Annotated in this window: 22 protein-coding genes; all 22 read right to left on the bottom strand. The window is 61.2% G+C overall.

Going from position 1 to position 24,418, the window contains the following annotated elements:
- Positions 1-46: 46 nt before the first annotated feature.
- The 22 genes from PSV26_RS03625 to PSV26_RS03520 all read right to left on the bottom strand — a co-directional run bounded on the left by PSV26_RS03625 (position 47) and on the right by PSV26_RS03520 (position 24,412).
- The gene (locus PSV26_RS03625; RefSeq protein ID WP_300567857.1) at positions 47-1,339 is read right to left on the bottom strand and encodes an ABC transporter substrate-binding protein; all 1,293 of its coding nucleotides are present in this window, start codon (positions 1,337-1,339) and stop codon (positions 47-49) included.
- Positions 1,291-2,337 carry a branched-chain amino acid ABC transporter permease gene (locus PSV26_RS03620; protein WP_300567854.1) on the bottom strand — a complete coding sequence of 349 codons (1,047 nt, stop codon included), beginning with the start codon at positions 2,335-2,337 and terminating at the stop codon, positions 1,291-1,293. Before PSV26_RS03620 ends, PSV26_RS03625 begins: the two co-directional genes overlap by 49 nt.
- The gene (locus PSV26_RS03615; protein ID WP_300567851.1) at positions 2,337-3,209 is read right to left on the bottom strand and encodes a branched-chain amino acid ABC transporter permease; all 873 of its coding nucleotides are present in this window, start codon (positions 3,207-3,209) and stop codon (positions 2,337-2,339) included. Before PSV26_RS03615 ends, PSV26_RS03620 begins: the two co-directional genes overlap by 1 nt.
- Positions 3,209-5,077, bottom strand: coding sequence for an AMP-binding protein (locus PSV26_RS03610; RefSeq protein WP_300567848.1), 1,869 nt, complete (start codon positions 5,075-5,077; stop codon positions 3,209-3,211). The genes PSV26_RS03615 and PSV26_RS03610 overlap by 1 nt, the downstream gene beginning before the upstream one ends.
- Positions 5,074-5,856 carry an ABC transporter ATP-binding protein gene (locus tag PSV26_RS03605; protein WP_300567845.1) on the bottom strand — a complete coding sequence of 261 codons (783 nt, stop codon included), beginning with the start codon at positions 5,854-5,856 and terminating at the stop codon, positions 5,074-5,076. Before PSV26_RS03605 ends, PSV26_RS03610 begins: the two co-directional genes overlap by 4 nt.
- A gap of 8 nt (positions 5,857-5,864) precedes the next feature.
- A complete protein-coding gene (locus PSV26_RS03600; RefSeq protein WP_300567842.1) occupies positions 5,865-6,656 on the bottom strand; it encodes an ABC transporter ATP-binding protein in 792 nt (263 codons plus the stop codon).
- A gap of 435 nt (positions 6,657-7,091) precedes the next feature.
- Entirely contained in the window at positions 7,092-8,777 is a 1,686-nt protein-coding gene (locus PSV26_RS03595) for an electron transfer flavoprotein-ubiquinone oxidoreductase (protein WP_300567839.1), read from the bottom strand.
- Between the two features lie 58 nt (positions 8,778-8,835).
- Positions 8,836-9,345, bottom strand: coding sequence for a MaoC family dehydratase (locus tag PSV26_RS03590; RefSeq protein WP_300568067.1), 510 nt, complete (start codon positions 9,343-9,345; stop codon positions 8,836-8,838).
- Positions 9,346-9,489: 144 nt separating this feature from the next.
- Positions 9,490-10,131, bottom strand: a complete 642-nt coding sequence (locus PSV26_RS03585; RefSeq protein WP_300567836.1) for a TetR/AcrR family transcriptional regulator — start codon at positions 10,129-10,131, stop codon at positions 9,490-9,492.
- 101 nt (positions 10,132-10,232) lie between these two features.
- Entirely contained in the window at positions 10,233-11,024 is a 792-nt protein-coding gene (gene badI / locus PSV26_RS03580) for a 2-ketocyclohexanecarboxyl-CoA hydrolase (RefSeq protein ID WP_300567833.1), read from the bottom strand.
- Between the two features lie 56 nt (positions 11,025-11,080).
- On the bottom strand, positions 11,081-11,878 hold the full coding sequence (locus PSV26_RS03575; RefSeq protein WP_096696818.1) for an SDR family oxidoreductase: 798 nt from the start codon (positions 11,876-11,878) through the stop codon (positions 11,081-11,083).
- Between the two features lie 247 nt (positions 11,879-12,125).
- Entirely contained in the window at positions 12,126-13,376 is a 1,251-nt protein-coding gene (locus PSV26_RS03570) for an ABC transporter substrate-binding protein (protein WP_300567827.1), read from the bottom strand.
- Between the two features lie 114 nt (positions 13,377-13,490).
- Positions 13,491-14,306 carry an ABC transporter ATP-binding protein gene (locus PSV26_RS03565; RefSeq protein ID WP_300514603.1) on the bottom strand — a complete coding sequence of 272 codons (816 nt, stop codon included), beginning with the start codon at positions 14,304-14,306 and terminating at the stop codon, positions 13,491-13,493.
- A 49-nt stretch (positions 14,307-14,355) separates the two neighbouring features.
- Positions 14,356-15,429 (bottom strand): branched-chain amino acid ABC transporter permease, encoded by a 1,074-nt coding sequence (locus PSV26_RS03560; protein ID WP_300513836.1) that lies wholly within the window; start codon positions 15,427-15,429, stop codon positions 14,356-14,358.
- A 5-nt stretch (positions 15,430-15,434) separates the two neighbouring features.
- Positions 15,435-16,322 (bottom strand): branched-chain amino acid ABC transporter permease, encoded by an 888-nt coding sequence (locus PSV26_RS03555; protein ID WP_096696821.1) that lies wholly within the window; start codon positions 16,320-16,322, stop codon positions 15,435-15,437.
- A gap of 3 nt (positions 16,323-16,325) precedes the next feature.
- Complete coding sequence (locus PSV26_RS03550; protein ID WP_300567824.1) at positions 16,326-18,272, bottom strand: AMP-binding protein; 1,947 nt, start codon at positions 18,270-18,272, stop codon at positions 16,326-16,328.
- Complete coding sequence (locus PSV26_RS03545) at positions 18,259-19,056, bottom strand: ABC transporter ATP-binding protein (protein WP_300567822.1); 798 nt, start codon at positions 19,054-19,056, stop codon at positions 18,259-18,261. Before PSV26_RS03545 ends, PSV26_RS03550 begins: the two co-directional genes overlap by 14 nt.
- A gap of 200 nt (positions 19,057-19,256) precedes the next feature.
- Positions 19,257-20,474, bottom strand: a complete 1,218-nt coding sequence (locus PSV26_RS03540; RefSeq protein WP_300567819.1) for a CaiB/BaiF CoA-transferase family protein — start codon at positions 20,472-20,474, stop codon at positions 19,257-19,259.
- 9 nt (positions 20,475-20,483) lie between these two features.
- Positions 20,484-21,650, bottom strand: a complete 1,167-nt coding sequence (locus PSV26_RS03535) for an acyl-CoA dehydrogenase family protein (RefSeq protein WP_300567816.1) — start codon at positions 21,648-21,650, stop codon at positions 20,484-20,486.
- An 18-nt stretch (positions 21,651-21,668) separates the two neighbouring features.
- On the bottom strand, positions 21,669-22,472 hold the full coding sequence (locus PSV26_RS03530; protein ID WP_300567813.1) for an enoyl-CoA hydratase/isomerase family protein: 804 nt from the start codon (positions 22,470-22,472) through the stop codon (positions 21,669-21,671).
- 63 nt (positions 22,473-22,535) lie between these two features.
- Positions 22,536-23,393, bottom strand: a complete 858-nt coding sequence (locus PSV26_RS03525) for a MaoC/PaaZ C-terminal domain-containing protein (RefSeq protein WP_300567810.1) — start codon at positions 23,391-23,393, stop codon at positions 22,536-22,538.
- A 98-nt stretch (positions 23,394-23,491) separates the two neighbouring features.
- Positions 23,492-24,412 (bottom strand): SDR family oxidoreductase, encoded by a 921-nt coding sequence (locus PSV26_RS03520; protein ID WP_300567807.1) that lies wholly within the window; start codon positions 24,410-24,412, stop codon positions 23,492-23,494.
- Positions 24,413-24,418 lie beyond the last annotated feature (6 nt).

Raw genomic sequence — 24,418 nt, 5'->3', positions numbered from 1 at the left:
CTCCTGGTCGAGAATTGGGGGTAGGGCTAGTGGCGCGTCGTCAGGGTCACTTGGCGCTCAAAAATTCAGAAGCTCGCTCGAATTTCCCGGCGCTGGCATTCGCTTTGAGCAAAATAGGGCGGGTTCCCGACTGTCGAATATTGGGCCCGAAGGTCAAGGGCGCCATGATGCCGTCGCTGGTGAAGTTTTTGGTCTGCTCAAGCTTCTCAACCACGCAGGCACGCGTGAGGTTTTTGACACAGGCATTGAGCGCTGATTCGAGCAACTGGACACCCACATAGGCGGTCAATGAATACCGGTTCATGCCCTTGACCTCATTGGCTGAAAAGTATTTGTAGGTCAGTGCGGTGAGTTTGCCGATGCCTTGGGTTTCAGTGTCGGTCACTGGAGGCACATACTCGGCGACGTACATGCCGTCCGCTGCCGGGCCGGCCAGGGCCAGCACCGCAGGCAGATGCGAAGGGTGAGCGGCCAGGCGCACGACTTGCATCTGGTTCTTCGCGATCTCTTTGAGCATGGCGGCGGTTTCGGTGATGATGCCGCCGGTCAGCACAAAGGTGGCGCCGGCGCGCTGCACGCTTAACACCTCGGCGGAAAAATCCTTCGCTCCGCGTTTGTAGGCAACTTCGATGCTGCTTTTCAAACCGAGCTCTTTCAGGGCCTGGTCGTAGCCACACTTGACATCGACGCCATAATCATCCTCCTGAAATATCAGGCCGAACTTGGAGCCCTGAAGCTTCTGAGATGTCACCAGATGCTTCATGCTGGCAGAGACCTCCTGACAGTAAGTTGCACCGATATTGAACAGCGTCTTGCGCGGTGGGTTGAAGTGGGCGCTGTTGACCGCGATGTGGTTGATCGCGGGGATCTGCTGCTCGTCGATGATGGGCAGCATGGCCAGCAACTGCGATGAGCCGGAGACTCCGATCAAGCCAAAGACATGATCAACATCAATCAGTTTTTTGAGGCCCTGGACGGCGCGCTGCGGCACATACCCGTCGTCCTCGATGCGAATGTCGACCTTGCGCCCGCCGATGCCGCCGCGCGCATTGACGTCTTGTTCCCAGACTCTCAAGGTCGTGGCAATTGCCTTGCCGATAATGCTGGGCGGGCCGCTGAGCGGCATCACGGCACCGAGCACGAGTTTGTCGTTCGTGACCCCGGGGTCTGCCGCCAGCGCGCTGCCGAAGGTCAGTGTGGCGAGTGCGCTGAGGCAAAGGCGCTGGGTCAGCTTCTGTAGTGTTCGCATCTCAGGTCTCCTATGGAATAAGCAGCGCGTGTGCTGCGGGGTCAGAAACGGAAGGGCCAGTGGGTCCAGTAGTGCTTGATGTCGCGCCATCGGCCCATCAGGCCATCGGGCTCAAAACGCAGGAACAACACAATCGCGAGCCCATAAATGACGCCTTTGATCTCATAGGCGGCAGTGGAGCCCGATCCGCCAAAGCTGGCGCCGATCATGCCGAATACGAAGCCCAGGCTCTCATTGAGCAGGACGATGAAAGCCGTGCCGAGCAAGGCTCCGGCCACCGAACCCAGGCCACCCACGATGAGCATGGAGAGCGCCTCGATCGATATCAGCAGGCTGAAGCTGTCCACGTTCAGGTAGCGTGTGTAATAGGCCAGCAGGCCCCCGGCGATGCCGGTGTAGAAGGCGCTGACCATGAACGCCAGCAACTTGTAGCGGACCAGGTTGACGCCCATGGCCTTGGCTGCGATGTCGTGCTCCCGAATCGCCAGGAACGCCCGGCCAATGCGGCTGCGCAGGATGTTCAGGGTGATGAAGGTGAACACCACCAAAAAGGCCAGCACCACGTAATAGTAGCCGCGCTCGGCGCCCAGTGCCTGACCGAACAGGGAGGGCTGCGGCACCGTCAGGCCTTCCGAGCCACCGGTGAGACTGCCGCCGTTGAGGATCAGGTGGTTGATGATCACGGCGAACGCCATCGTCGTGATGGCGAGATACAGGCCCTTGAGGCGCAGTGACGGTATGCCCACGATGATCCCGGCGACGGCAGCGCTCACGCCGCCGGCGAAGATGGCCGCCAGCATCGGCCAGCCAAGTTTGCCGGCCACGATACCGGCCGTGTAGGCGCCGACCGCCAGAAAGCCCGAGTGCCCGAGCGAGATCAGCCCGGTCGTCCCGGTCAGCAGGTTCAGGCCCAACACCCCCACCGCTGTGATCAGCAGCAGCAGAATGACGGAGACATAGTACTTCGACAGCAGCAGTGGCGCGGCCGCCAGCAATGCCACCAGCAGACACGACCAGACGATGACAGGGACGGAGTCGGTCAGCGCCAGCAATTGACGATAGTTTTGTTTGAAATTTCCGCTACGCATCAGACACGCTCGATTTCAGGTTTGCCGAACAGGCCATAGGGTCTGACCATGAGAACGACGAGGATCAAAAGAAAACCAGCGATCTCCTTCATGCCGCGGCCGATATAGCCTTCCGACAGATTCTCGACCACCCCGATCAGAATGCCGCCTAGCGCGGCACCGAACACCGAGTCCAGCCCGCCCAGAATGACTGCCGGAAAGCTGCGCAGACCGGTCGTCCACATGCCGGGGTTGACGTCGTAGATCACGCCGATCAACACGCCGGCAATGGCTGCGAGCCCGGCCGACAGGGCCCAGGACAAGGCGAAGATGCGCTTGACATTGATGCCCATCAGCAGGGCTGCGGTTTGCACGTTGGCGGTGGCGCGCATGGCGATGCCGATCCGCGAATAGCGAAAGAAAGTCCAGAGGCCGAGCAGCACGACCGCCATCAGCCCAACGGCATACAGCTGCGCCGGGTACAGACCGGCCGGGCCGATCCTGATGACCTCCGTTGGCAGGCCCGCATTGAGCGGCATGGGGTCGGCGCCCCAGATCAGCACCACCACCGAGCGCAGGATCACGGCCAGGCCAATGGTCACCATCACCGTGGAAAACACCGGCTGACCGAGCATCGGACGGATCAGCAAGACCTCGATGAGCAGGCCGATCAGCACCGAGGCGACGGTCGTCAGCAGCAGCATCGGCCAGAAGCCAAATTGGAAGGTGCCGGCCAGGGTGAAGGCGATGTAGGACACCAGCATCATCAGCTCGCCCTGGGCGAAGTTCACCACGCCGGTGGCGCGGTAGATCATGGCAAAGCCCATGCCGATGAAGCCGTAGACCAGGCCGACGGCGATGCCGGAAATGACCAGTTGCAGAAAATAGTCCATCAGCCCGCCCCTCCACCGTAGATGATCGCGATCTCTTTGGAGAAAGTTTTTTCGATGACGTTGCGGCGCACTTTCTGGGTGGCGGTGAGTTCGCCGTCGTCGTGGTCGAGTTCCTTCTCCAGGATCAGGAACTTGCGGATGTTCTCGACCCGGGCAAACAGCTTGTTCACGCGCCTGACGTTCTCGTCGATCAGTTCGCGCACCTCGGGCAGCGCGGCCAGGCTCTTGTAGGTGGTGTAGGCCAACTTGCGCTCCTGGGCCCACTTGCCCACTGTTTCGTAGTCGACCTGGATCAGCGCCGCCAGATAGTGGCGTCCGTCGCCCAGGATGATGGCCTCGCGCACATACAGGCTGTCCTTGAGCGCGTTTTCGATCTCGGACGGCGCGATGTTCTTGCCGCCGCTGGTGATGATGATGGCCTTCTTGCGGTCGACGATCATCAGCTCGCCGTTGTCAGCCAGCGCCACGATGTCGCCCGTGTGTAGCCAGCCGTCGATCACGGTTTTGGCGGTGGCGCTCTCGTCGTGGAGATAACCCTTGAACACGGCGGGGTGCTTGACGATGAGCTCGCCGTCGTCGGCGATCTTCCAGTTCAGGCCGTCGATGGGCAGGCCTGTGGCGCCCAGTTTGACAGCTTTTTCATGCTGGAAGAAAATCACGCCGCCGGACTCGGTCATGCCGTAGACTTGGTACACCGGAATGCCTAGAATACGGAAGAACTTCAGTACCTCGGGCGAGACGCTGGCGCCGCCACAGAAGCCGCACTGCATGCGGTCCAGGCCGATGAATTTCTGCAGATTGCGAAACATCATCAACCACAGCACGAAGAAGCGCAGGCGATCCGACAGGCTGCGCTGGCCCCCTTGCGCCTCGACTTTTTCGAACAGACGACGCCCGGCATCGAGGCAATGCTTGAAAGCCCAGCGCTGAAAGCGCGAGGCGTCCTGCATGCGGATCAAAATGCCTTGCTGCAGCTTTTCCCAGATGCGCGGCACACCCAAAAACACCGTGGGTGCGATCTCGCGCAGATTGACGGCCACCGTGTCGATCGATTCGGCGTAGTTGACCACACCGCCGGTGAGCAGGTGCAAGACCGTCGAGAAGGCACGCTCGGCCACGTGGCACAACGGCAGGTAGCAGACCACCTCGTAGTTTTGGCGGTCCAGTTTGAAGTGGGTTTTGAGCTTGTCAACGGTGACGATCAGGTTGCGGTGCGAGAGCATCGCGCCCTTGGGCGGACCGGTGGTGCCCGAGGTATAGACCAGCATGCAGGTGTCGTCGGGCTGGGTGTCCTCGATGGCGCGATCAAAGGTGCCCGCGTGCTGGGCCGATGCCGCAGCGTATTGGTCGCCAAGCTCGAGCACGTCGTCGAACGACATCAGCTGGTCGTGCTTGTAGCCGCGCATCCCCTTCATGTCGGCGCAGATGATCTTCACCAGGTCGGGCAGGCCGGTGGCGTGCTTGTCCATGGCGTCGAGCACCTTGTCGACCTGCTCCTGGTCGCCGCAGACCACGAACTTGCTGTTCGAGTGGTGCACGATGTATTGCAGTTCCGGCCACGGGTTGGTGGGGTAGATGCCGACCACAATGCCACCGATGGCCTGCGTCGCCAGATCGGAGAACATCCAGTGGGGGCTGTCCTCGCTGGCAATGGCCAGGCGGTCCCCCTTTTCGAATCCGAGGGCCTTCAGGCCGTGAGCGAAGCGGCGAGCGGTCTCCAGATAGTGCTGCCAGGTCATCCGGTTCCAGATGCCGTAATCCTTCTCGCGAAACGCTAGTGCATCGGGAAAGCGCTGTGCCCAGTGCTGGAGCAGCTTGGGGAATGTGGTGTTGCCGTCGCGCAGCAAGGCGTCCAGGTTGTCGATCATGCGGCCTCCTTGGTCTTGCTGCCCAGGTAGGCGTCGATCACGGCCGGGTTGGCCGATATCTCGGCCGGCGTGCCCTCGCCGATCTTGCGGCCGAAGTTGAGCACGCAGATGCGGTCGGAGATGTCCATCACGATGCCCATGTCATGCTCGACCATCAGCACCGTGATGCCCAGTTCGTCGCGGATGTCAAGCACGAAGCGGGCGATGTCTTCGGTTTCTTCACTGTTCATGCCCGACACCATTTCGTCCAGCAGCAGCAGCTTGGGCTCGGTGGCCAAGGCGCGCCCGAGCTCGACCCGCTTTTGCAGGCCATAGGACAGGGTGCCCACCGGCATGTTGCGGATTTCCTCGATTTCGAGGAAGTCGATGATCTCTTCCACCTTGCGGCGGTGTTCGAGCTCCTCGCGCCGCGCCCGTCCGAAGAACCACGAGGCATCCAGCACGTTGGTGGCCATGTGGCAGTGGCGACCGACCAGCAGGTTGTCCACCACGCTGGCATGTTTGAACACTGCCAGGTTCTGGAAGGTCCGACCGATGCCGATGGCGGCAAGGCGGTGCGCCGGCATGCCGGTGATGTCGTGGCCATCGAAATGCACGGTGCCGCTGCTGGGCTTGACGACGCCGCTGATCATGTTGAAGGTGGTCGTCTTACCGGCCCCGTTGGGGCCGATCAGGGAATAGATTTCACCGCGCCGGACGTGAAAACTGACACCGGCAACGGCTTCGACGCCGCCGAAGCGCTTGGACAGGGTTTCGACCCTTAACAATGTGTCGTTCATGTTTTTTCTCAGGAGAGCCAGCGTTTGCGCCGCTTGTAGTGCTTCACGTCGCGCATGTTCTTGCGCGATCCGCCTTCGCCGAAGCCGAGGTAGAACTCGCGCACGTCGTCGTTGCGCAGCATCTTGTCGGCCTCACCGTCGAGCACCACGCGGCCGTTTTCCATGATGTAGCCATAGTCGGCAATGACCAGCGCCATCTGCGCGTTCTGCTCCACCAGGAGAATGCCCATGCCTTCCTGGCGGCACAGGCGGGTGATGATTTCAAAAATCTCTTCGCTGATCTGTGGCGCCAGACCGAGCGTGGGCTCGTCGAGCATCAGCAGTTTCGGGGACGACATCAGCGCGCGGCCGATGGCCACCATCTGCTGTTCGCCGCCCGACAGGTAGCCCGACACCGTGCTGCGTTTTTGCACCAGACGCGGGAACAGCCCATACACCATCTCCATCTGGCGCCTGGCGTCGGTCAGACTGCGCGTGTAGCCGCCCATCACGAGGTTTTCCTCGACCGTCAACTGGTCGAACAGGCGGCGCCCCTCGGGCACCATGACCACGCCGGCGCGCACGATTTCGTCCGGCGCCAGGCCGGTCAGCTGGCGGTTTTCAAACGTGATCTGGCCACCCTTGATCTCACCGTCTTCCGGATATAGAACGCCCGAAATGCCTTTGAGCGTGGTTGATTTCCCGGCCCCGTTGGAACCGAGCAGGGCGACTATGCGACCTTTGCCGACGGCCAATGAGGCCTCTCGCACCGCCTCGATGGTGTTGTCGTAAACGATCTGGACATTGGTGAGATTCAGCATGACAGGCCGTTCCTTGCGCCGTGCTGCAGGGGCTCAACCATTGAACGGGTTTGCCGGTCGAGCGTAGTGGAGGGGTGCGCCAGGATGGCAGCCGCAGTCGTGCAGACCTTCGGCTCGGATGGGCCGGATTCATGGGCGCGACCATGGCCTCTGGTTTCCAGGGTACCGGTCGGGGGGGCAGTGAATTTTCTCAAAGTTTGTCCCGTGTTGGCCGTGTTGGCCGTGTTGGGTAGGCGGCGTGCCTGCCTTGTGCCTTGTCGTTCTGCGAGGCATGCATCATGCCTTGTTCATGGACGTTAATCTAACGGTAGTTAGATTAACGTCAACTCGGGAAATCCCCTATGCCGGTGCCGACGACTCCGGTTGTGAGTGCGAGCGGCAACTTTCTGCCCAGGCTCGCTTCCGGATGGGACTCAGTGATTCAGCGTCTCTCGGTTACATCCCCGCATAGTTCGGCCCGCCGCCGCCTTCGGGCGTGACCCAGACGATGTTCTGCGTCGGGTCCTTGATGTCGCAGGTCTTGCAGTGCACGCAGTTCTGCGCGTTGATCTGCAGCCGGTCCGAGCCGTCGTCGTTCTTCACGAACTCGTACACGCCGGCTGGACAATAGCGGCTCTCGGGGCCGGCGTATTTCGCCAGGTTGATCTGCACCGGCACGTCGGCGTCCTTGAGCGTCAGGTGCGCGGGCTGGTTTTCTTCGTGGTTGGTGTTGGACACAAACACGCTGGAGAGCCGGTCGAAGGTGAGCTTGCCGTCGGGCTTGGGGTAGCTGATCTGCGGCATCTCCGCGGCCGGGCGCAGGCAGGCGTGGTCGACCTGGGTGCGGTGAATCGTCCAGGGCGGACGCTTGATGCCGAGTCTGGGCAGCAGCCACTGTTCAATGCCGGTCATCAGGGCGCCGACGAGGCTGCCTTTCTTGAACCACTGCTTGAAGTTGCGCGACTGGTCGAGTTCGGTGTGCAGCCAGCTGTTTTCGAACGCAGCGGGGTAGGCGCTGAGTTCGTCGCTGCTGCGTCCGGCGGCCAGGGCTTCAAACGCGGCCTCGGCGGCCAGCATGCCGCTCTTGATGGCGGCGTGGCTGCCCTTGATGCGTGCGGCGTTCAGGTAGCCGGCATCGCAGCCGATCAGCGCGCCGCCAGGGAACACGGTCTTGGGCAGGCTGAGCAGGCCGCCGGCGGTGATGGCGCGCGCGCCGTAGCCGATGCGCTTGCCGCCTTCGATGTGGGCGCGAATGGCCGGGTGGGTCTTCCAGCGCTGCATTTCCTCAAAGGGGCTGAGCCAAGGGTTTTTGTAGTCGAGTCCGGTGACGAAGCCAAGCGTGACCTTGCCTCCTTCCAAGTGGTAGAGAAAGCCGCCGCCGTAGGTCTGGCTGTCCATCGGCCAGCCGACCGTGTGCACCACCCGGCCGGGTTGGGCGCGGGCCGGGTCGATCTCCCACAGTTCCTTGATGCCGATGGCATGGCTTTGCGGATCGCGGCCGTCGTCGAGCTTGTATTTGGCGATGAGCTGCTTGCCCAGGTGGCCGCGCGCGCCTTCGGCAAAGATGGTGTACTTGGCGTGCAACTCCATGCCGAGCTGGAAGTTCTCGGTCGGCTGGCCGTCCTTGCCAATGCCAAGGTTGCCGGTGGCTACACCTTTGACAGAACCGTTGTCGTTGTACAGCACCTCGGCGGCTGTGAAGCCGGGGAAGATTTCCACGCCCAAGCCTTCAGCCTGCTCGCCCAGCCATTGGGTCAGGGCGCCCAGGCTGATGACGTAGTTGCCCTCGTTGTGGAAGCAGTCGGGCACCAGGAAGTTGGGCGTGCGCCTGGCACCGGTTTCGCTCAGGAAAAGCACGTCGTCACCGGTGACGGGTTGGTTCAACGGTGCGCCCAGCTCCTTCCAGTTGGGGAAGAGTTCGTTCAGCGCGATCGGATCCATGACCGCGCCGGAGAGAATGTGAGCACCGGGCGCGGAGCCTTTTTCCAGCAGCACCACCGAGACGTCTTCGCCCTTTTCTGCCGCGAGCTGCTTGAGGTGGATGGCCGTGGCCAAACCGCCGGGGCCGGCGCCCACCACCACCACGTCATATTCCATCGCTTCGCGGGGGCCGTATTGATCGAGCAGGGAGGTGGGCTTCATGCGGAGAGAATCAAAAAAGTTGGCGGCCCTGGGGCCGAAGTTGACGAAAGGGGGCGGTTCAGGGGCTGTTGTCGGCCGGCAGCGGCGGTGCGGTGCGCGGTGCGCCGTCACGTTTGTAGACCATTACCGTGCGCTTGAACGTGCAGACAATGACGCCGCTCTGGTTGTAGCCTTCGGTTCGCACCGTCACGACGCCGACATTGGGACGCGACCGTGACTCGCGCTTGTCCAGCACCGTGGAACGTGAATAGAGCGTGTCGCCCTCGAACACCGGATGCGGCAGACGGACTTCGTCCCACCCAAGGTTGGCCATGACGTTTTGCGAGACATCGCTCACCGTCTGCCCCGTCACGAGGGCCAGCGTGAGGCAGGAGTTGACGAGCGGGCGGCCGAACTCCGTCTGCGTGGCGTAGTGGGCATCGAAGTGCAGCGGAGCCGTGTTTTGCGTCAGCAACGTGAACCAGATGTTGTCGTTCTGGGTCAGGGTGCGGCCAAGGGCATGCCGATACTCGTCGCCGACCTCGAAGTCTTCATAGAACCGGCCGCGCCAGCCTTCCTTGACGGTCATTTGCTGCTCCTGTGGCGGGTTGTCCAATTTGAGAGTCCCCAGACGCAGCCGGTCAGCGTGCCACTGAGCCACATAGGCGACATGAGGACTGTTGCTGTCAGTCCCTCGGCCCGGTCTGTCGAAGTTGCCGGCGATGCATTGCGGTTATGCTTTGTCATGCGTGAGGATTCCATCGAACACGATCGCTGTGATTTGGCGTGAGAAGTCTTGAAAAGAGCCGCGCTGGGGGTTGTACCATTCGACGGTCCAGTTCAATGCGCCAATCACGAAAAGCCGAATCATGGCCGTGTTGGTGTCCGGGCGCAATTCGCCGCTGGCGAGCGCTGATTCGAACAGCCGATCCCAGTAGTCTGCGTAAGCCCGCCGCACCACCCGGTGGCGATTTTTTGCGCTGGTCGGAATTTGGCCATAGATGCGGATGTTGGCTGACGTGAAGTCGCCATAATGCAGCATTCCCCAGAGATGGCCTTCAATGCCAGCCGCGATTCGGTCTCGCCAGAGTGCACTTTCGGGAAGAGCCCCAATACGGGTGCGCACGGCATCCGCGACGATGGTGATGCCTTTGTCAAGTACTTCGCCCAGGATCTGCTCTTTCGATTCGAAGTGATAGTAGATGCTGCCGGCTTTGACGCCGGCAGCATCAGCAACCTCGCGTAAAGTAGTTGCGGAATAGCCATGATGCCTGAATAGCCGTGCAGCTTCGAGCAGCACGCGTTCGCGTGTAGCGGGGGCATCTACGTCATTTTTGCTGGGTTTTGCGTCTGTATTTGACTTCATATTGACCATTAGGTAGATTCAAAATACAAATCGTATCAAACCTAGCTTTTGTCAAAGCGGCGGCCTCGTGCATGGGCGCGTCGCATGGGCTATTTAGGGCTTGCATTTGCTCACTTGCCGCCATTGGCCCACTGCCTGAAATCAGGCCGGCGTTTTTCCAGGAAAGCGCTCACGCCTTCTTTGGATTCTGCCGTGTCATAGTACAGGCTCAGCGCTTGAAGTCCCAGGCTGCCGATGCCGCGAATGTGCTCGGTGGATGCGTTGAACGAGCGTTTCGCGATCGCCAGAGCGGTCGGGCTTTTTTCGACAATTTCCTTGCACCAGCGGGCGACTTCGGCATCGAGCTGATCGTGGGGCACGACGGTGTTGCATAGACCCATGGCCAAGGCCTCCTGCGCATTGTAACGGCGGCACATGTACCAGATCTCGCGTGCTTTCTTTTCGCCAACCACATGGCTCAGGTAGGCCGTGCCCCAGCCAGGATCGACCGAGCCGACCTTCGGGCCGACCTGGCCAAACACGGCCTTTTCCGAGGCAATAGTCATGTCGCACAAGGTGGCCAAGACATTGCCGCCGCCAATGGCGTAGCCCTGCACGCGGGCGATCACGGGCTTGGGCACGTCACGAATGGCGCTGTGAAACTCTTCCACCGGGATGCCGATGGTGCCCCGGCCGTCGTACTGGCCGGCATGGGCCGACTGATCGCCGCCGGTGCAGAAAGCACGGTCACCCGTCCCCGTGAGCACAATGGCGGCGATTCGCTTGTCCCAGCCTGCTTTCATGAATGCCTGCAGCAGTTCCTCGACTGTCTGGCCGCGAAACGCATTCATCACGTCGGGGCGGTTGATCGCGATGTAGGCCACCGAGTCGCGTTCTTCGTAGATGATGTCCTTGAAGTCCATGAATTTTCCTTGTTTGGTATTTCAACGTCGCACGCCTGCCGACCATGCCCAGGCGTTTACCCAATCATGCTGTAACCACCAGACACCGAAAGCACCTGCCCGGTGACATGACCCGCAGCCTTCGCTGAAGACAGGAAGACGACGGCATTGGCAATATCCTGCGGCCGTCCCACTTTGCGCAATGGCAGCGCCTTGGCGACTTTTTCCAGTTGCTCCGGCGTGAACATGCTGCCGGCATCGATCCACATGCTGCTTCCGCCCACTTCGTCGGTGGTACTGGGGATCGTGACGCCGGGGCATACCACGTTGCAGCGGATGCCGTAACGCCCGTTTTCCTTGGCGATCGTTTTCATGAAGCTGTTGATGGCGGCCTTGACGCCGCCATATACCGCTTCACGTGGCTCACCTTGTCGGCTGGCGTCGGAACTGATGGAGACGATGGAGCCGGCGTTGCGAGGAACCATGACTTCAAGCGCGGTCTTGGTGCAGTTGAGAACGCCGAGGTAGTTGATGTTGATGATCTTTTGCCACAGGTCGGGGGTCGTCTGCGTGAAGAACATCAACTGGTCCCAGCCGACGTTGTTGACAAGGACATCGACGCCGCTGAACTTGTCCGTGGCCGCCTTGAACATGGCTTGCACCTGGTCAAGCTTGGTGACATCGGTCTTGACAACCTGCGCCGACGCCGCGCCGCTCGCCAGCGCGAGTTCTGCCGTCTTTTGCGCCTGCTTGTCGTCGATGTCCCCGATGGTGATGTTAGCGCCTTCCGCGGCGAAGCCGAGCACGATGCCGCGGCCAATGTTCGAGCCGCCACCAGTGACGATGACCGATTTGCCTTTTAGATCGAGATCCATATTTATTGCTCCTTGCGCTTTTGGCGCCACATTTGTGAGGTTGATATTGTAACTGTCAAACGATAGTTAGGTAAGGTGGCGAGATTTTTCTGCGTTTGGTCGTGGGCTTGGCAGCTACCATGGCAATTCGCTGCGGCATTGGGTGCCACCGGTCGATTCAAGAGAGGGATGAAAATCCGAAAACAGGCTGGGAAGGGCCTGATCGGTGCGCAACACGCCTGATCGTGCCCCTCCCAAGGGATGGCAATTACTGTTTGTTCTTGGCGAACTCGCCGGATTCTTTCTTCACGATGTCCTGGATCACGTCGTTATACGCCGAGAACCAGTCCGTCTGGGGCACCCACTTGGCGCCATCCCACATGTCGATGCGGGTCTTGCCGCCGCCGCCATGGTCCTTGGCGGTCACCGTCACGGGGGCGATCAGGTCTTCGGCATCAAAGTTTTTCAAGCTTTCTAGGCCGCGCTTCATTTTGTCAGGCGTGATGGGCCAGCCATTTTGTTTGATGGCCAGGCGAGCGCCCTCGAAAACGCTGGCATAGATGGCCAGACCGGTGTTGTAGTAAATATCGCTGAGATGCTTGCGGTCACCGCTGCCCTTGCCTTTCTCATACAGGTCCTTGATGATCTGCTGCATCAGCGGGTGGCTCTGTCCACCCGCCACGTTGGTGCCGCGCTTGAGGCCTTTTGCGTTTTCCAGACCGATGTTGGCGAGGTCAACTTCGTTGAGCCAGTTGACGGCAATGTATTTGTCCATCGGGATGCCGTTGCGCTTCATCTCACGCGCTGCGACCACGTGCATGCCGGCCAGATTCCAACTGATCACCCAATCGGGGTTGATGCGGCGGATCTGGGTCCAGGCTGCGGATTGGTCATTGCCCGGCATCGGGTTGGGAATGAGGTGTAAATCAAAACCTTCCTTGGCCGCGAGCGTCTTCAGCACGCCGATCGGCTCCTGCCCGAACGGATAGTCGGGGTAGATGAATGCGATCTTCACGCCTTTGAGGTTGCCGTTGGCCTTGGTTTTGATGTAGTGGATATTGTTGGCCATTTGGCCCCAATAGGTTGGCCCAATGGGGAAAATCCACTTGAACACATCACCATCGACCGCATCGCCGCGGCCGACGAAAGATTGCACCATCACATTGCCATCCGCCATGGCGCGCGGCAGAACGGCGCGGGAAACCGGCGTGGACAGGAAATCGAAGGCAATGGCGCCTTCGCGTTTCATCTTTTCGTAGCACTCGATGCCACGCTGAGGCTCGTTGCCATGGTCTTGAACCATGATTTCGATGGGGTGGCCTTCGATGCCGCCTTTCTGGTTCAATATCTTGGCATAGTCATTCGCCGCCTGGGAGATTTGCGGCGTCACAAAGCCGTAGGACTTGCTCAGGTCATAACAAAGCGCGAATTTGATGGGCTGGGCTTGCGCCTGGGCAGACTGCAGACCGGCAAGCGCCAATCCCAGACCTGCCACGATAGAAAGTAACTTGGATCTCATGTCTGTTCTCCTAAGAATCGTACGGGTTAAAAAAGTCCAATGGGCACGCCGTACAGTACGCCCCAAGACTGAACGCGAAACCGGATATCGCCGTAGACAGGGTTTTACCCTCGGTCAGGTCAGCCAGCGCTTGCGCCGGCGATAGTGCTTGATGTCATGGAAATTGTGGCCTTCAGCGCCTCCGAGGTAAAACTCCTGGATATCCGGGTTTTTCTTCATGGCCTCTGCGTTGTCATGCATCACCACGCGTCCGTTTTCGATCAGGTAACCATGCGAGACCACGTCCAGAGCGGCAATGGCGTTTTGCTCCACCAGCAGAACGGACAGACCTTCTTCCTTGTTGATGCGCCGGACAATATCAAAAATCTCGGCCACGAGAAAGGGCGCCAGTCCGAGGCTGGGCTCATCAAGCATCAACAGCTTGGGCTGCGTCATCAGGGCGCGACCGATGGCCAGCATCTGCTGCTCGCCGCCTGACAGGTAGCCGGACTGCGCGGTGCGCCGCTGGTGCAAGCGCGGGAAGTAGGTGTAAACCATGTCTTTGTTTCGCAGCATGTCCTGGCGGCTGCCGCGGACGGCGGAGGCCGCGATCAGGTTCTCGTCAGGCGTCATGTGTTCAAACACGCGCCGCCCTTCCAGCACATGAACGATACCGAGTTTGACGCGCTCCTGAGGCGCCAGCGCATCGATGTTATGTCCCATGAAACGTACCTCACCGCGGGTTACCAGGCCCCGCTCGGGGCGTAGCAAACCGCTGATCGACTTCAGCGTTGTGCTTTTGCCGGCGCCGTTGGCCCCCAGCAGTGCCACCATACCGCCTTGGGGCACATCAATCGACACGCCCTTGATGGCGAGCGACACGTGGTCGTAGATGACCTCGACGTTGTTCAGCGACAGCACCGGTGCAGGGCTCGCTGCGGGGTTGTGCATCAGCGTCGGGGTGGAAGTCAAGTTGTCAGTCGCGTGCATGATGTCATCTTTACTTTCGGGCGTAGCCGAAGGGCCAGACCAGCAGATAGTTGCGCAGGTTCGTGTACATCTTGCCCAGACCCATCGGCTCAACCAGCAGGAACACAATGATCAAGGCACCATAAACCGCATGCGGGATGTGGGCCAGCGTTTCAACGCCGAGCGAGGCACCTGCGAGCTGCGCCAGCCAGCCGATCAGACTGTTCATCAGGCCGGGCATCAACAGAATGAAGGCGGCCCCAAAATAGCTGCCGATGATGCTGCCCAACCCGCCGACAATCACCATGGCCAGCAACTCGATGGATACATTGACGGCAAACTGCTCCGGTGTGGCCGCCCGGTAGAAGGTGAAAATCAGGATGGCGCCGCTGACGCCGCCAATGAAGGACGAGGTCGCGAAAGCCACCAGCTTGTAATACAGGCTGTGCACGCCGATGACGGCCGCGGCGAAGTCCTTTTCACGCACGGCGACGAGCGCGCGCCCAAGCGCGCTGCGGCGCAGATTGAGCATGAAGACTGTCACGAGCAGGCACCAGCCCAGCGCCACGTAATAGAGGCCGGTTTCCGACGTGACGGCCTGACCGAGCAAGCGCATCGCTGGTGCTTGCAGCGTGGCCTGGGAGCCGCCGCTGATGGCCGGCACATGGGAGATCACCCAGTCCATCACGAACTGCAGGGCCAGCGTGCTGAGCGCCAGATACAGGCCCTTCACGCGCAGCGCCGCGAAAGCGAAAACGATGCCGATGACTGCGGCCATCACGCCGCCGAGCACCACCGCGATCTCCCAGGGGATGCCGTTGCGCGCGCCATGCACTGCCGTGTAGGCGCCGATGCCCATGATGGCGGCGTAGCCGAAGTGGAACTGACCGGCCCAACCCAGGATCAGGTTCAAGCCGAGCACTGCCGCAGTCCACACCAGCCAGGGTAACAGGTGGGTGCTGAGGACGAGCGAGCTCATGGTGAGTGGCGCGGTTAATGCAAAGGCCAGCAGCAAGCCGATCATCCAGCGATCAGCAGGCAACGGGAAAAGTGCCCGCGCGTCCGCGTAACTGGTGTGAAAAATTCCTGATTGACGAAAAAGCATGGCCTTCAGATCCTTTCAATGTCGTGTCGCCCGAACAGACCGTGGGGCCGAATCAGGATGGTCAGAATCAGCGTCGCGGCTACCACCAGGTCGCGGCTACCACCGCCAACCAATGGGTCGAGATAGCCTGACGCAACACCTTCAAGAAGACCCAGTAGCAAGCCGGCCAGAATAGCCCCGCCGATGCTGTCAAGACCGCCCAGAACGGCGACGGTCAAGCCCTTGAGTAAAAGCAGCGCCAGCCCTTGATTGACTCCTTGAACCGATCCCCACAACACGCCGGCCGTTGTCGCCAGAACCGAGGACATGGCCCAGGAAAAAGCCACCCCGCGCTCAACCGATATGCCGATTGACCAGGATGCGATGTAGTCATCAGAGATGGCGCGCAGGACAATGCCCCTGCGCGTGCGAAAGAAGAAAAAGAAGATTGCAAACAGTGCCGCGGCAACCACGGCCCCCACCACGTAGGAGCGATTGAGCAGCAGCGGCCCCAGAAACAGCGGTTCGTCGCTGATGCCGATGGACATTGGACGACTTGAGCCGCCCCAGATGGCCATCGTTGTCGCGCGTATGAAGATATCCAGCCCCAGCGTCATCATCAGAATCATGATGATGGGACGGCCCGCCAGTCGGCGCAAGGCCACCCGCTCGATGCCCATGCCGACGAAAAACATCGTCCCCATGGCCAGAGGAATGGCCGTCCACATGGGAAGGCCGATGCCGTTGGCGATGGCCAGCACCACATAGGCACCGAGCATGGTCATCGCACCTTGCGCCAGGTTGGGCACAGAGGACGACTTGTAGATGAGCACGATTCCCAGCGCCACCAATGAGTACATCAACCCCGACAGTGCGCCATTGATGGCCAACTCGGCAAACAGTGAAAAGTCCATGATTTAAATCTCCTGCACCGAGAGTTGGCGCTCGATGGTGCCGACCTCCCCGGATTCGTATGTGATCTGCGCCTTCATCGTGACCGTCTTCTGGCCGCCGTAGATCGCGTCAATGATGGGTGCATAACGCTCTTCCACCACGTTGCGGCGCAACTTGCGTGTTCGCGTGACCTCCCCATCATCGGGGTCGAACTCCTTGTGCAGCGACACGAAGTGATGCAGTTTCAGTCCGTCCGGCAGGATGCTGTTGACGCGTTTGACAGCTGCCGTGACCAATTCGATCACCTCGGGGTTTTGCGAAAGGTCGGCATAGGACATGTAGGAAATGCCCCGTACCTCGGCCCAATGGCCAACCGGCTCCTTGTCGATGCAGATGATGGCCGCCAGCGTGTCGCGACCGCTCCCGAGCACCGCCACATCCTTGATGTACGGACTGAACTTGAGGCGGTTCTCGATGTAGTTCGGGATGTAGCGTTCGCCTTTGGCGGTGTGCACCACCTCCGACAAACGCCCGAGCACCACCATATGCCCGTCAGGCTCGACATAACCGGCATCGCCCGTGCGCAACCAGCCATCCTCCAGTGCTTCCCGGGTGGCATTTTCAAGTTTGTAGTAACCGGAAAAAACACTCCCGGATCGAACCATGATCTCGCCGTTGTCGCCGATTTTGACCTCAACCCCCGGCAATGGCCTGCCGACCGTGTGCAGGCGTACTTCTTCGGTGTCCTGCAAGGCATTGAAAGCGCTGCTTTCGGTTTGACCATAGAACTGTCGCAATTTCACGCCCAGTGCGCGGTAAAAAACAAAAGTGTCCTCGCCAATGGCCTCGCCGCCGGTGAAGGCATTTCGCAGGCGGGTCAGGCCCAACTGGTCCTTGATCGGCCCGAAGATTAGCCACTCTCCCAGCTGCCGCATCAGACGCTCTTTCAGGCTTGACTGTTTTCCCTCGAGTTTGCGTCGTTCGGCTGCCAGTGCGGAGTTCATGAAAACATCGTAGAGCCATTTCTTGAGCGGCGTCGAATCCTCCATGCGAACCTGGATGGTGGTCAGCATGTTGTCCCAGCTTCGGGGTGCCGCCAGATAGAAAGTGGGCGCGACCTCGCGCAGGTCGTGCAGCACCGTTTCCTGGCGCTCGGGAATGTTGATGGTGAAGTGCAGCGCAACACCGGCGCCGACCGTGATCGCAAAGTCGCCCACCCAGGCCATGGGCAGATAGGCGAGGATGTCCTCGCCGAATGTGAAAGCCCCCCCGCGATGGGCGTTGCCAACCCCGGCGAGCAAATTCCTGTGGCTCAACACCACGCCCTTCGGCTTGCCCGTGGTTCCCGACGAGTGGACGAACACGGCCGGCCCTTCGGGCCGGGCCCGTTCGATCAAGACATTTCGCAGTTTCGGTTCGGCACGCAGGAGATCTGCACCAATGGCCTGCAACTTTTCCCACGACACCAGTCCGGGATTCGGATAGCTGGTCAAACCGCGTGGCTCGTCGTAAATGATGTTGCTGATCGTTGCACCCTGATCGCCCAGATCGAGCACCTTGTCGACCTGTTCCTGATCTTCGGCCAGGACGAAGCGGACATTCGCCTCATGCATGAAGTGATGGATTTCGTCGTGCGTGGCGTCGGGGTAGACCGGCATGGCGTAACCACCCAGCATCCCGGCTGCCAGCATGCCTATGTAAAGCCGGGGCCGGTTGTCGCCCAGCACCAGCAAGGCATCCTCGGCGCCAAACCCGAGACTTTCCATGCCGGCCGCGCAGGCGAGCGTGGCATCCAGCATTTGCGACCAGGTGGTCTCCTGCCATATTCCCAGGTTTTTTTCGCGCATGGCGACGCGATGGCCCAGCAACTCGGCGTTGCGGGCCAGGATGCGGATGAGGGTGGTGTCGGTGCCCAGGTCCCAGGTTGTGGTGCTACCGCCCTTGGTGGTGTCAATGTCAGTGCGTTGCATGCGCACCTCCCAGATAGGCCTTGATCACGCGCTCATCCTTCATCACCTCGGCAGGAATTCCGGTTCCTATGGTTTCACCATAGCTGAGAACCATCATTCGATCGCAGATGCCGGTGATCACGTCCATATGGTGCTCGATCAGCAGCACGGTGACATGGCGCTCGTCGCGCGCATCGAGAATAAAGCGCGCCATGTATTCCTTTTCCTCCTGGTTCATGCCGGCCATGGGTTCGTCAAGAACGAGAAAGCTGGGTTCCGCCACTAGCGCACGTGCCAGTTCGACGCGTTTTTTCAGCCCGATCGGAATGCTGTCCACCAGTTCGTCACGCACGCTCTGTAGCTGCAGGAAATCGATGATTTCCTCGACCTTGAGGCGGTGCGCCATTTCGTCCTTCCGACCCAGCCACCAATACAGGGCGGTTTTTGCCACGCCGGCCTTCATGTGGATGTGGCGCCCAAGCAGGATGTTGTCAAGCACACTCATGCCGTTGAAGAGCGCCAGGTTCTGGAAGGTGCGCGCCACGCCCAGGGCGGCGACCTTGTGTGGCGCCATGCCGGTGATGTCGCGGCCATTGAGCCATATGCTGCCGACCTGGGGTGGGAAGAAGCCGGTGATGGCGTTTGTCATGGTCGTCTTGCCGCTGCCGTTGGGGCCGACCAGGCCAAAGATCTCTCCGCGCTCGATGCGCAGATTGACCCCGGTCAACGCGACCAGACCGCCGAACCGCCGCTCCAGCCCCCGGCATTCAAGGACGGGTGCTAGTGCCTCGTTGCTGGCTTGCATCGGAGCCGACCCCTGCTCTCTGGTACTGCTATTGGTACTAATGGTGTTGATCACTGAAGGTGCCTATGACATTGCACGGTCGACCATCTGCCTGTGCGCAGCTTGCCGACTCGATTTTTGTTCTGCATAAAAGATTTTTATTTTAGAGCCTAACATTAGTTAGGTATCTGGGGATTTCCCTACTCTCTGACAGGCAGGGTTCATTCCGCAACGTGTTCCACGATGGTTCCCCGCGCGATCATTGCGTCAACGGTGGCAGCGCCGTAGCCATGCTCCAGGAGCAGCTCGCGTGTGTGTTGGCCGAAGCGCGGCGGGGCGCTGTGCGCCCGCCCCGGTGTGCGCGACAGCTTGACGGGTATGCCGATGCCTCGAACACCCTCCACCTGTACCACCATGTCCCGATGCAGGGTGTGGGGGTCGGTCAATACCTGAGGAACGGTCCTGACGGCGCCGGCCGGAATGCCGGCTGCCAACAGTTCTTGGCACAGCCACTCGCCATCCACCTTCAGCAGGTGTTCCTCAAGCAGGGCGCGCAGCGCATCACGGTGCCGAAAACGCTCGGCGTTGGTGGCAAAGCGCGGCTCGTCGGCCATTTCGGGACGGCCGAGGAACTCGCACAGCTTTTTCCACTGTCCGTTGTTGCCGATTCCCAGGAAGACCTCGCAGGTCTGGGTGGCAAACTTGTCGTAGGGCACGATGTTGGAGTGCGCATTGCCGCTGAGCTTGGGTGTCTGGCCCGACTGCAGCCAGTTTGCACTTTGCGGGTGCAGCAGCGACACGGCGGTGTCGTACAGCGTGGCCTCGACGAACTGCCCGCGCCCGGAACGCTGGCGTTCGATCACCGCCAGCAGCACGCCGATCACGGCCGACAGGCCGGTGGTGATGTCGACCACCGGGACACCGACCCGCAGCGGGCCGGTGTCCGGCGTGCCGTTGACGCTCATCAGGCCGCCCAGCGCCTGTGCCACGGCGTCGTAGCCCGGTGCGCCGCCGAGCGGTCCATCGGCGCCAAAGCCGCTGACCCGGCAGTGGATCAAGCGCGGGAAGCGTTCGCGCAGCGTCTGCTCATAGCCGATGCCCCAGCGCTCCAGCGTGCCGATCTTGAAGTTCTCGATCAGCACGTCGGCGTTTTCCAGCAGCTTGAGCACGATCTCGCGACCCTCGGGCCGAGACAGGTCGATGGCGATGGCGCGCTTGTTGCGGTTCAAACCGTTGTAGTAGGCGGCGGTGCCGTCGTCGGCAAAGGGTGGGCCCCAGGCGCGGGTTTCGTCGCCGGCGGGCGGCTCGACCTTGATGACTTGCGCGCCGTGGTCGGCCAGGATCTGGCCGCTGTAGGGCCCGCCGAGCACACGCGACAGGTCGATCACCTTCAGGCCGGCCAGCGCGCCGAAGGCGGGAAGGGGGGAACTTGTACTCATGGACGCCTGTCAGTACGAGCGCGGCAGGCCCATCACATGCTCGGCGATGTGGTTGAGCACCATTTCACGATTTAGCGGCGCGGTGCGCAGCAGTCGCACCAGGCCGTACAGATCGTAGATGCCGTATTCCTTTGTGAAGCCGTTGCCGCCGAAGCACTGGATCGCGCTGTCGACGGCGTGAATGCCGGCCTCAGCCGCGGCGTACTTGGCCATGTTGGAAAATTCGCCGGCTGGCAGGCCCTGGTCGAAAGCCCAGGCGGCCTTGAGCGCCATCAGCGAGGCCAGCTCGATCTCGCTGCGCGCCATCGCCAGCGGGTGCTGCACGCCCTGGTAGGCGCCGATGGGGGTATTGTTGAACACCTTGCGGTCGTTGGCGTAGGCCACGGCCTTCTTCAGTGCGAAGCGGCCGACGCCGGTGCACAGGCCCGATAGGATGATGCGCTCGGGGTTCAGCGTGTCGAACAGGATGTTGAAGCCCTTGCCGACCTCACCCAGCACGTCGGCTTCGGTCAGCGCCACGTCGTCGAAGAACACCTGCCACTGCGTCTCGGGCACCGGGAACGCAATCGGAATCAGCGTCTTGCTGATGCCCTTCTTCTTCATGTCCACCATGAAGATGGTGAAGCCGTCGGTCTTCTTCTTCACGTCGGCGCGCGCCGTGGTGCGGGTGACGACCATGGCGTAGTCGGCGCAATTGGCATCGGTGATGTAGACCTTCTGGCCGTTCAGCCGGAAGCCGCCCTTGCCGTCGGACTTGGCGATGCTGGTGATCTCGATCGAGTTCGAGCCGGCGTTGGGTTCGGTGATGGCGAAGCAGAACTTGATCTCGCCGGTGCAGCCGCCCGGCAGAAAGCGGCGCTTCATGTCCTCGCTGGCATGCTTGGCCAGCAGGCCCATGGTCATGGTCGGGCCGACCACCAGGTTCAGCAGCGGAATGCCGTTGTTGGAAAGTCCTTCCATGAACAGCAGCATTTCGGTCATGCCCTGGCCGGCACCGCCATAGGCCTCGGGCACCATGATGCCGAGAAAGCCATCGTCGGTGATCTGTTTGTACAGTTCGCTCGGGCGCTCGTTCTTCTCGGCGTAGCCTCTCCAGTAGTTGTGGTCGAACTGCTTCGAGATACGGTCGCCGTACTCGTAGATCATCCGTTGTTCCTGGGTCAGGTTGAAATCCATGGGGACTCCTTTCTTAATTTACAGTTGGGCGGAAGGGAACTTGGGCGCGCGCTTCTCGCGTACCGAGGCCACGCCTTCCTTGGCGTCCTCACCCAGGAAGCACAGCATTTCCATCGCCAGCGAGCTCTCGAAAATCGGGCGCGCCATGTTCATCCAGCCGTTAAGCGAGCGCTTGGTGAAGCGGATCGCCTGCTGGCTGCCATTGGCCAGCTTGTTGGCCACGGCCATTGCCTTGTCCATCAGCTCGGCGCGCGGCACGCACAGGCTGACCAGACCGATGCGTTCGGCTTCTTTGCCATTCACGAAATCGGCCGTCAGCAGGTAGTACTTGGCCTTTGCCATGCCGCACAAAAGCGGCCACAGGATCGCCGCGTGGTCGCCAGCGGCGACGCCGATTTTGACGTGACCGTCCGTCACCTTGGCCTCTTCGGCCATGATGCTGATGTCGGCCAGGAAGGCCACCGCCAGACCGGCACCCACGGCCACGCCATTGATGGCCGAGATGATGGGCTTGTCGCAGGCCATCATGTTGTAGACCACGTCCGCAGCCTCGGTCATGGTGTTGGCGATTTCCTTGGGGTTGCCGACCATGTTGCCTACCCAATCCAGGTCGCCACCAGCCGAGAAGGCCTGGTCGCCGGCACCGGTGATGACCGCCACCTTGGTTTTTGGATCGTCATTGACGACGCCCCAGACCTTGGTCAGTTCCCAATGCAGGCGGGCATTGGTGGCGTTCATCACCTCGGGGCGGTTGATGGTGATCAGCAGCACGCCATTGGGCTTGTTTTCGAACTTGAGGAATTGAAAGTCAGCGTAGTTCATCTTGAGGCTCCTTGAAAAAAATGGGAAAGTTGGAAAAAAGGGGAGAAGAAAGATCAGTGAATGTCAGCGCAGCTCGGCGCGGCCGTTGTTCAGCACGACGATGTCGCGTTCGACGGCGCGGGCGCGAAACGACACGACCTTGCCATCCACCCAGATCTCGGTGCGTATCGTTTCGCCGGGATAAACCGGTGACGAAAAGCGCACATCCAGCGACTGCAGGGCGCTCGGGTCGCCGCCGCAGACGCTTTGGGTGAGGGCCCAACCGGCAATGCCATAGGTGGCTAGGCCGTGCAGGATGGGCCGCTCGAAGCCGGCCGCGCGCGCCACTGCCGGCTCCGCATGCAGCGGGTTGTAGTCGCCCGAGAGCCGGTAGATCAGCGCGGCGCGTGGCTGGGTGGCGAAGTCGACGCTGTGGTCAGCTGTGCGCGTGGGCAGCTCATGCACGGTTTTGACCGGCCCGGCCGGACCGCCAAAGCCGCCGTCGGCGCGGCAGAAGGTGGTGGAAGTCAGCGTGGCCAGCAGTTCGCCACTGGCGGCATCAAGCACCGTTCGCTCGGTGTAGATCAGCGCACCCTTGTCCGGCCCCTTGTCGATGATCTGGCTCACCCGCGTGCGTCCGATCACCTCGCCTTCGGCGGGAATGGGGCGGTGCAGGCGCAGGCCCTGTTCGCCATGCACCAGCCGCACCCAGTCGACGCCGGTGGCCGGGTCCTTGAGCCACATGCCGGGGTAGCCCAGCACCACCGGCAGCGTAGGCAGCGCCAGCAGGTCTTTCTCATAGACGAAGCGCAGCTCGGTCTCGTTGGTCGGGTCGGTGCCCAGGCCGACGCCCAGCGCGTACAACATGGTGTCGCGTTGCGTGTAGCGATGGCGCACGTCCTCGAACGGCCATGCCATCAGGTGCTTGTAGTTGATGGACATGATGCTAGGCGCCGCACTTCGTCGGGCCGCCCCAAGAAGGGCGAGGCCCCCTCGGGGGGCAGTGCAGCGGCAAAGCCGCAAACGTGGGGGCGCGCATCTCAGACCGGGTCCCAGGAGAACACGATGTTCGAGCTCTCCAGCGGATAGAAGTTCTGCTTCATCGCGGGCAGCACGCGCTCGGCGATGGTCTCGGGCGTCCAGCCTTCGGCGGTGTGCATGCCGCGGATCGGGCGCGACTGGCTCATGAGAAAAATCTCGTTGCCGCGCACGGCGAAGATCTGGGCCGTGACGTCGGCCGCGGCATCGCTGGCCAGGAAGGTGGCCATCGGCGCAATTTGTTCGGTGCCGAGTTTTTTCAGCTTTTCCACGCGCGCCTGCTGCTCGGGGGTGTCGGTGGGGATGGCGCCGATCATGCGGCTCCAGGCAAAAGGCGAGATGCAGTTGGAGCGCACGTTGTAGCGCTGCATGTCGCCGGCGATGTGGCGCGACATGGCCACGATGCCCAGCTTGGCGGCGGCATAGTTGGCCTGGCCCAGGTTGCCGATCAGGCCCGACGTGGAAGTCATGTGCACGTAGGCGCCCGATTTCTGGGTCTTGAAATGCGGGGCGGCCGCGCGCGAGGTGAAGAAGCTGCCGTTCAGGTGCACGTCGATGACGGCGCTCCACTCCTCGGGTGACATGTTGAAGAACAGCCGGTCGCGCAGGATGCCGGCGTTGTTGACGACGATGTCGATGCGCCCGAACGTGTCGGCCGCGCACTCGATGATGCGGTTGGCCGTGGGCCAGGTCGAGACGCTGTCGGTGCTGAGCACGGCCTGGCCACCAGCGGCCTTGATCTCGTTGACGACCTGCTGGCCGTGGCTGGCATCGCTGCCTTCGCCGCCAACCGAGGCGCCGATGTCGTTGACCACCACCTTGGCGCCTTGCGCCGCCATTAGCAGTGCGATGTCGCGGCCGATGCCCCGGCCCGCGCCGGTGACCACGGCGACTTTGTCTTGCAGCATGGTGCCTTTGTTCATGGATAT

The organism is Polaromonas sp. (assembly GCF_029945685.1).
Lineage (GTDB): Bacteria > Pseudomonadota > Gammaproteobacteria > Burkholderiales > Burkholderiaceae_C > Polaromonas.
Note: the sequence above shows the minus strand (reverse complement) of the source record. Positions and strands in the feature narration are given on the sequence as shown.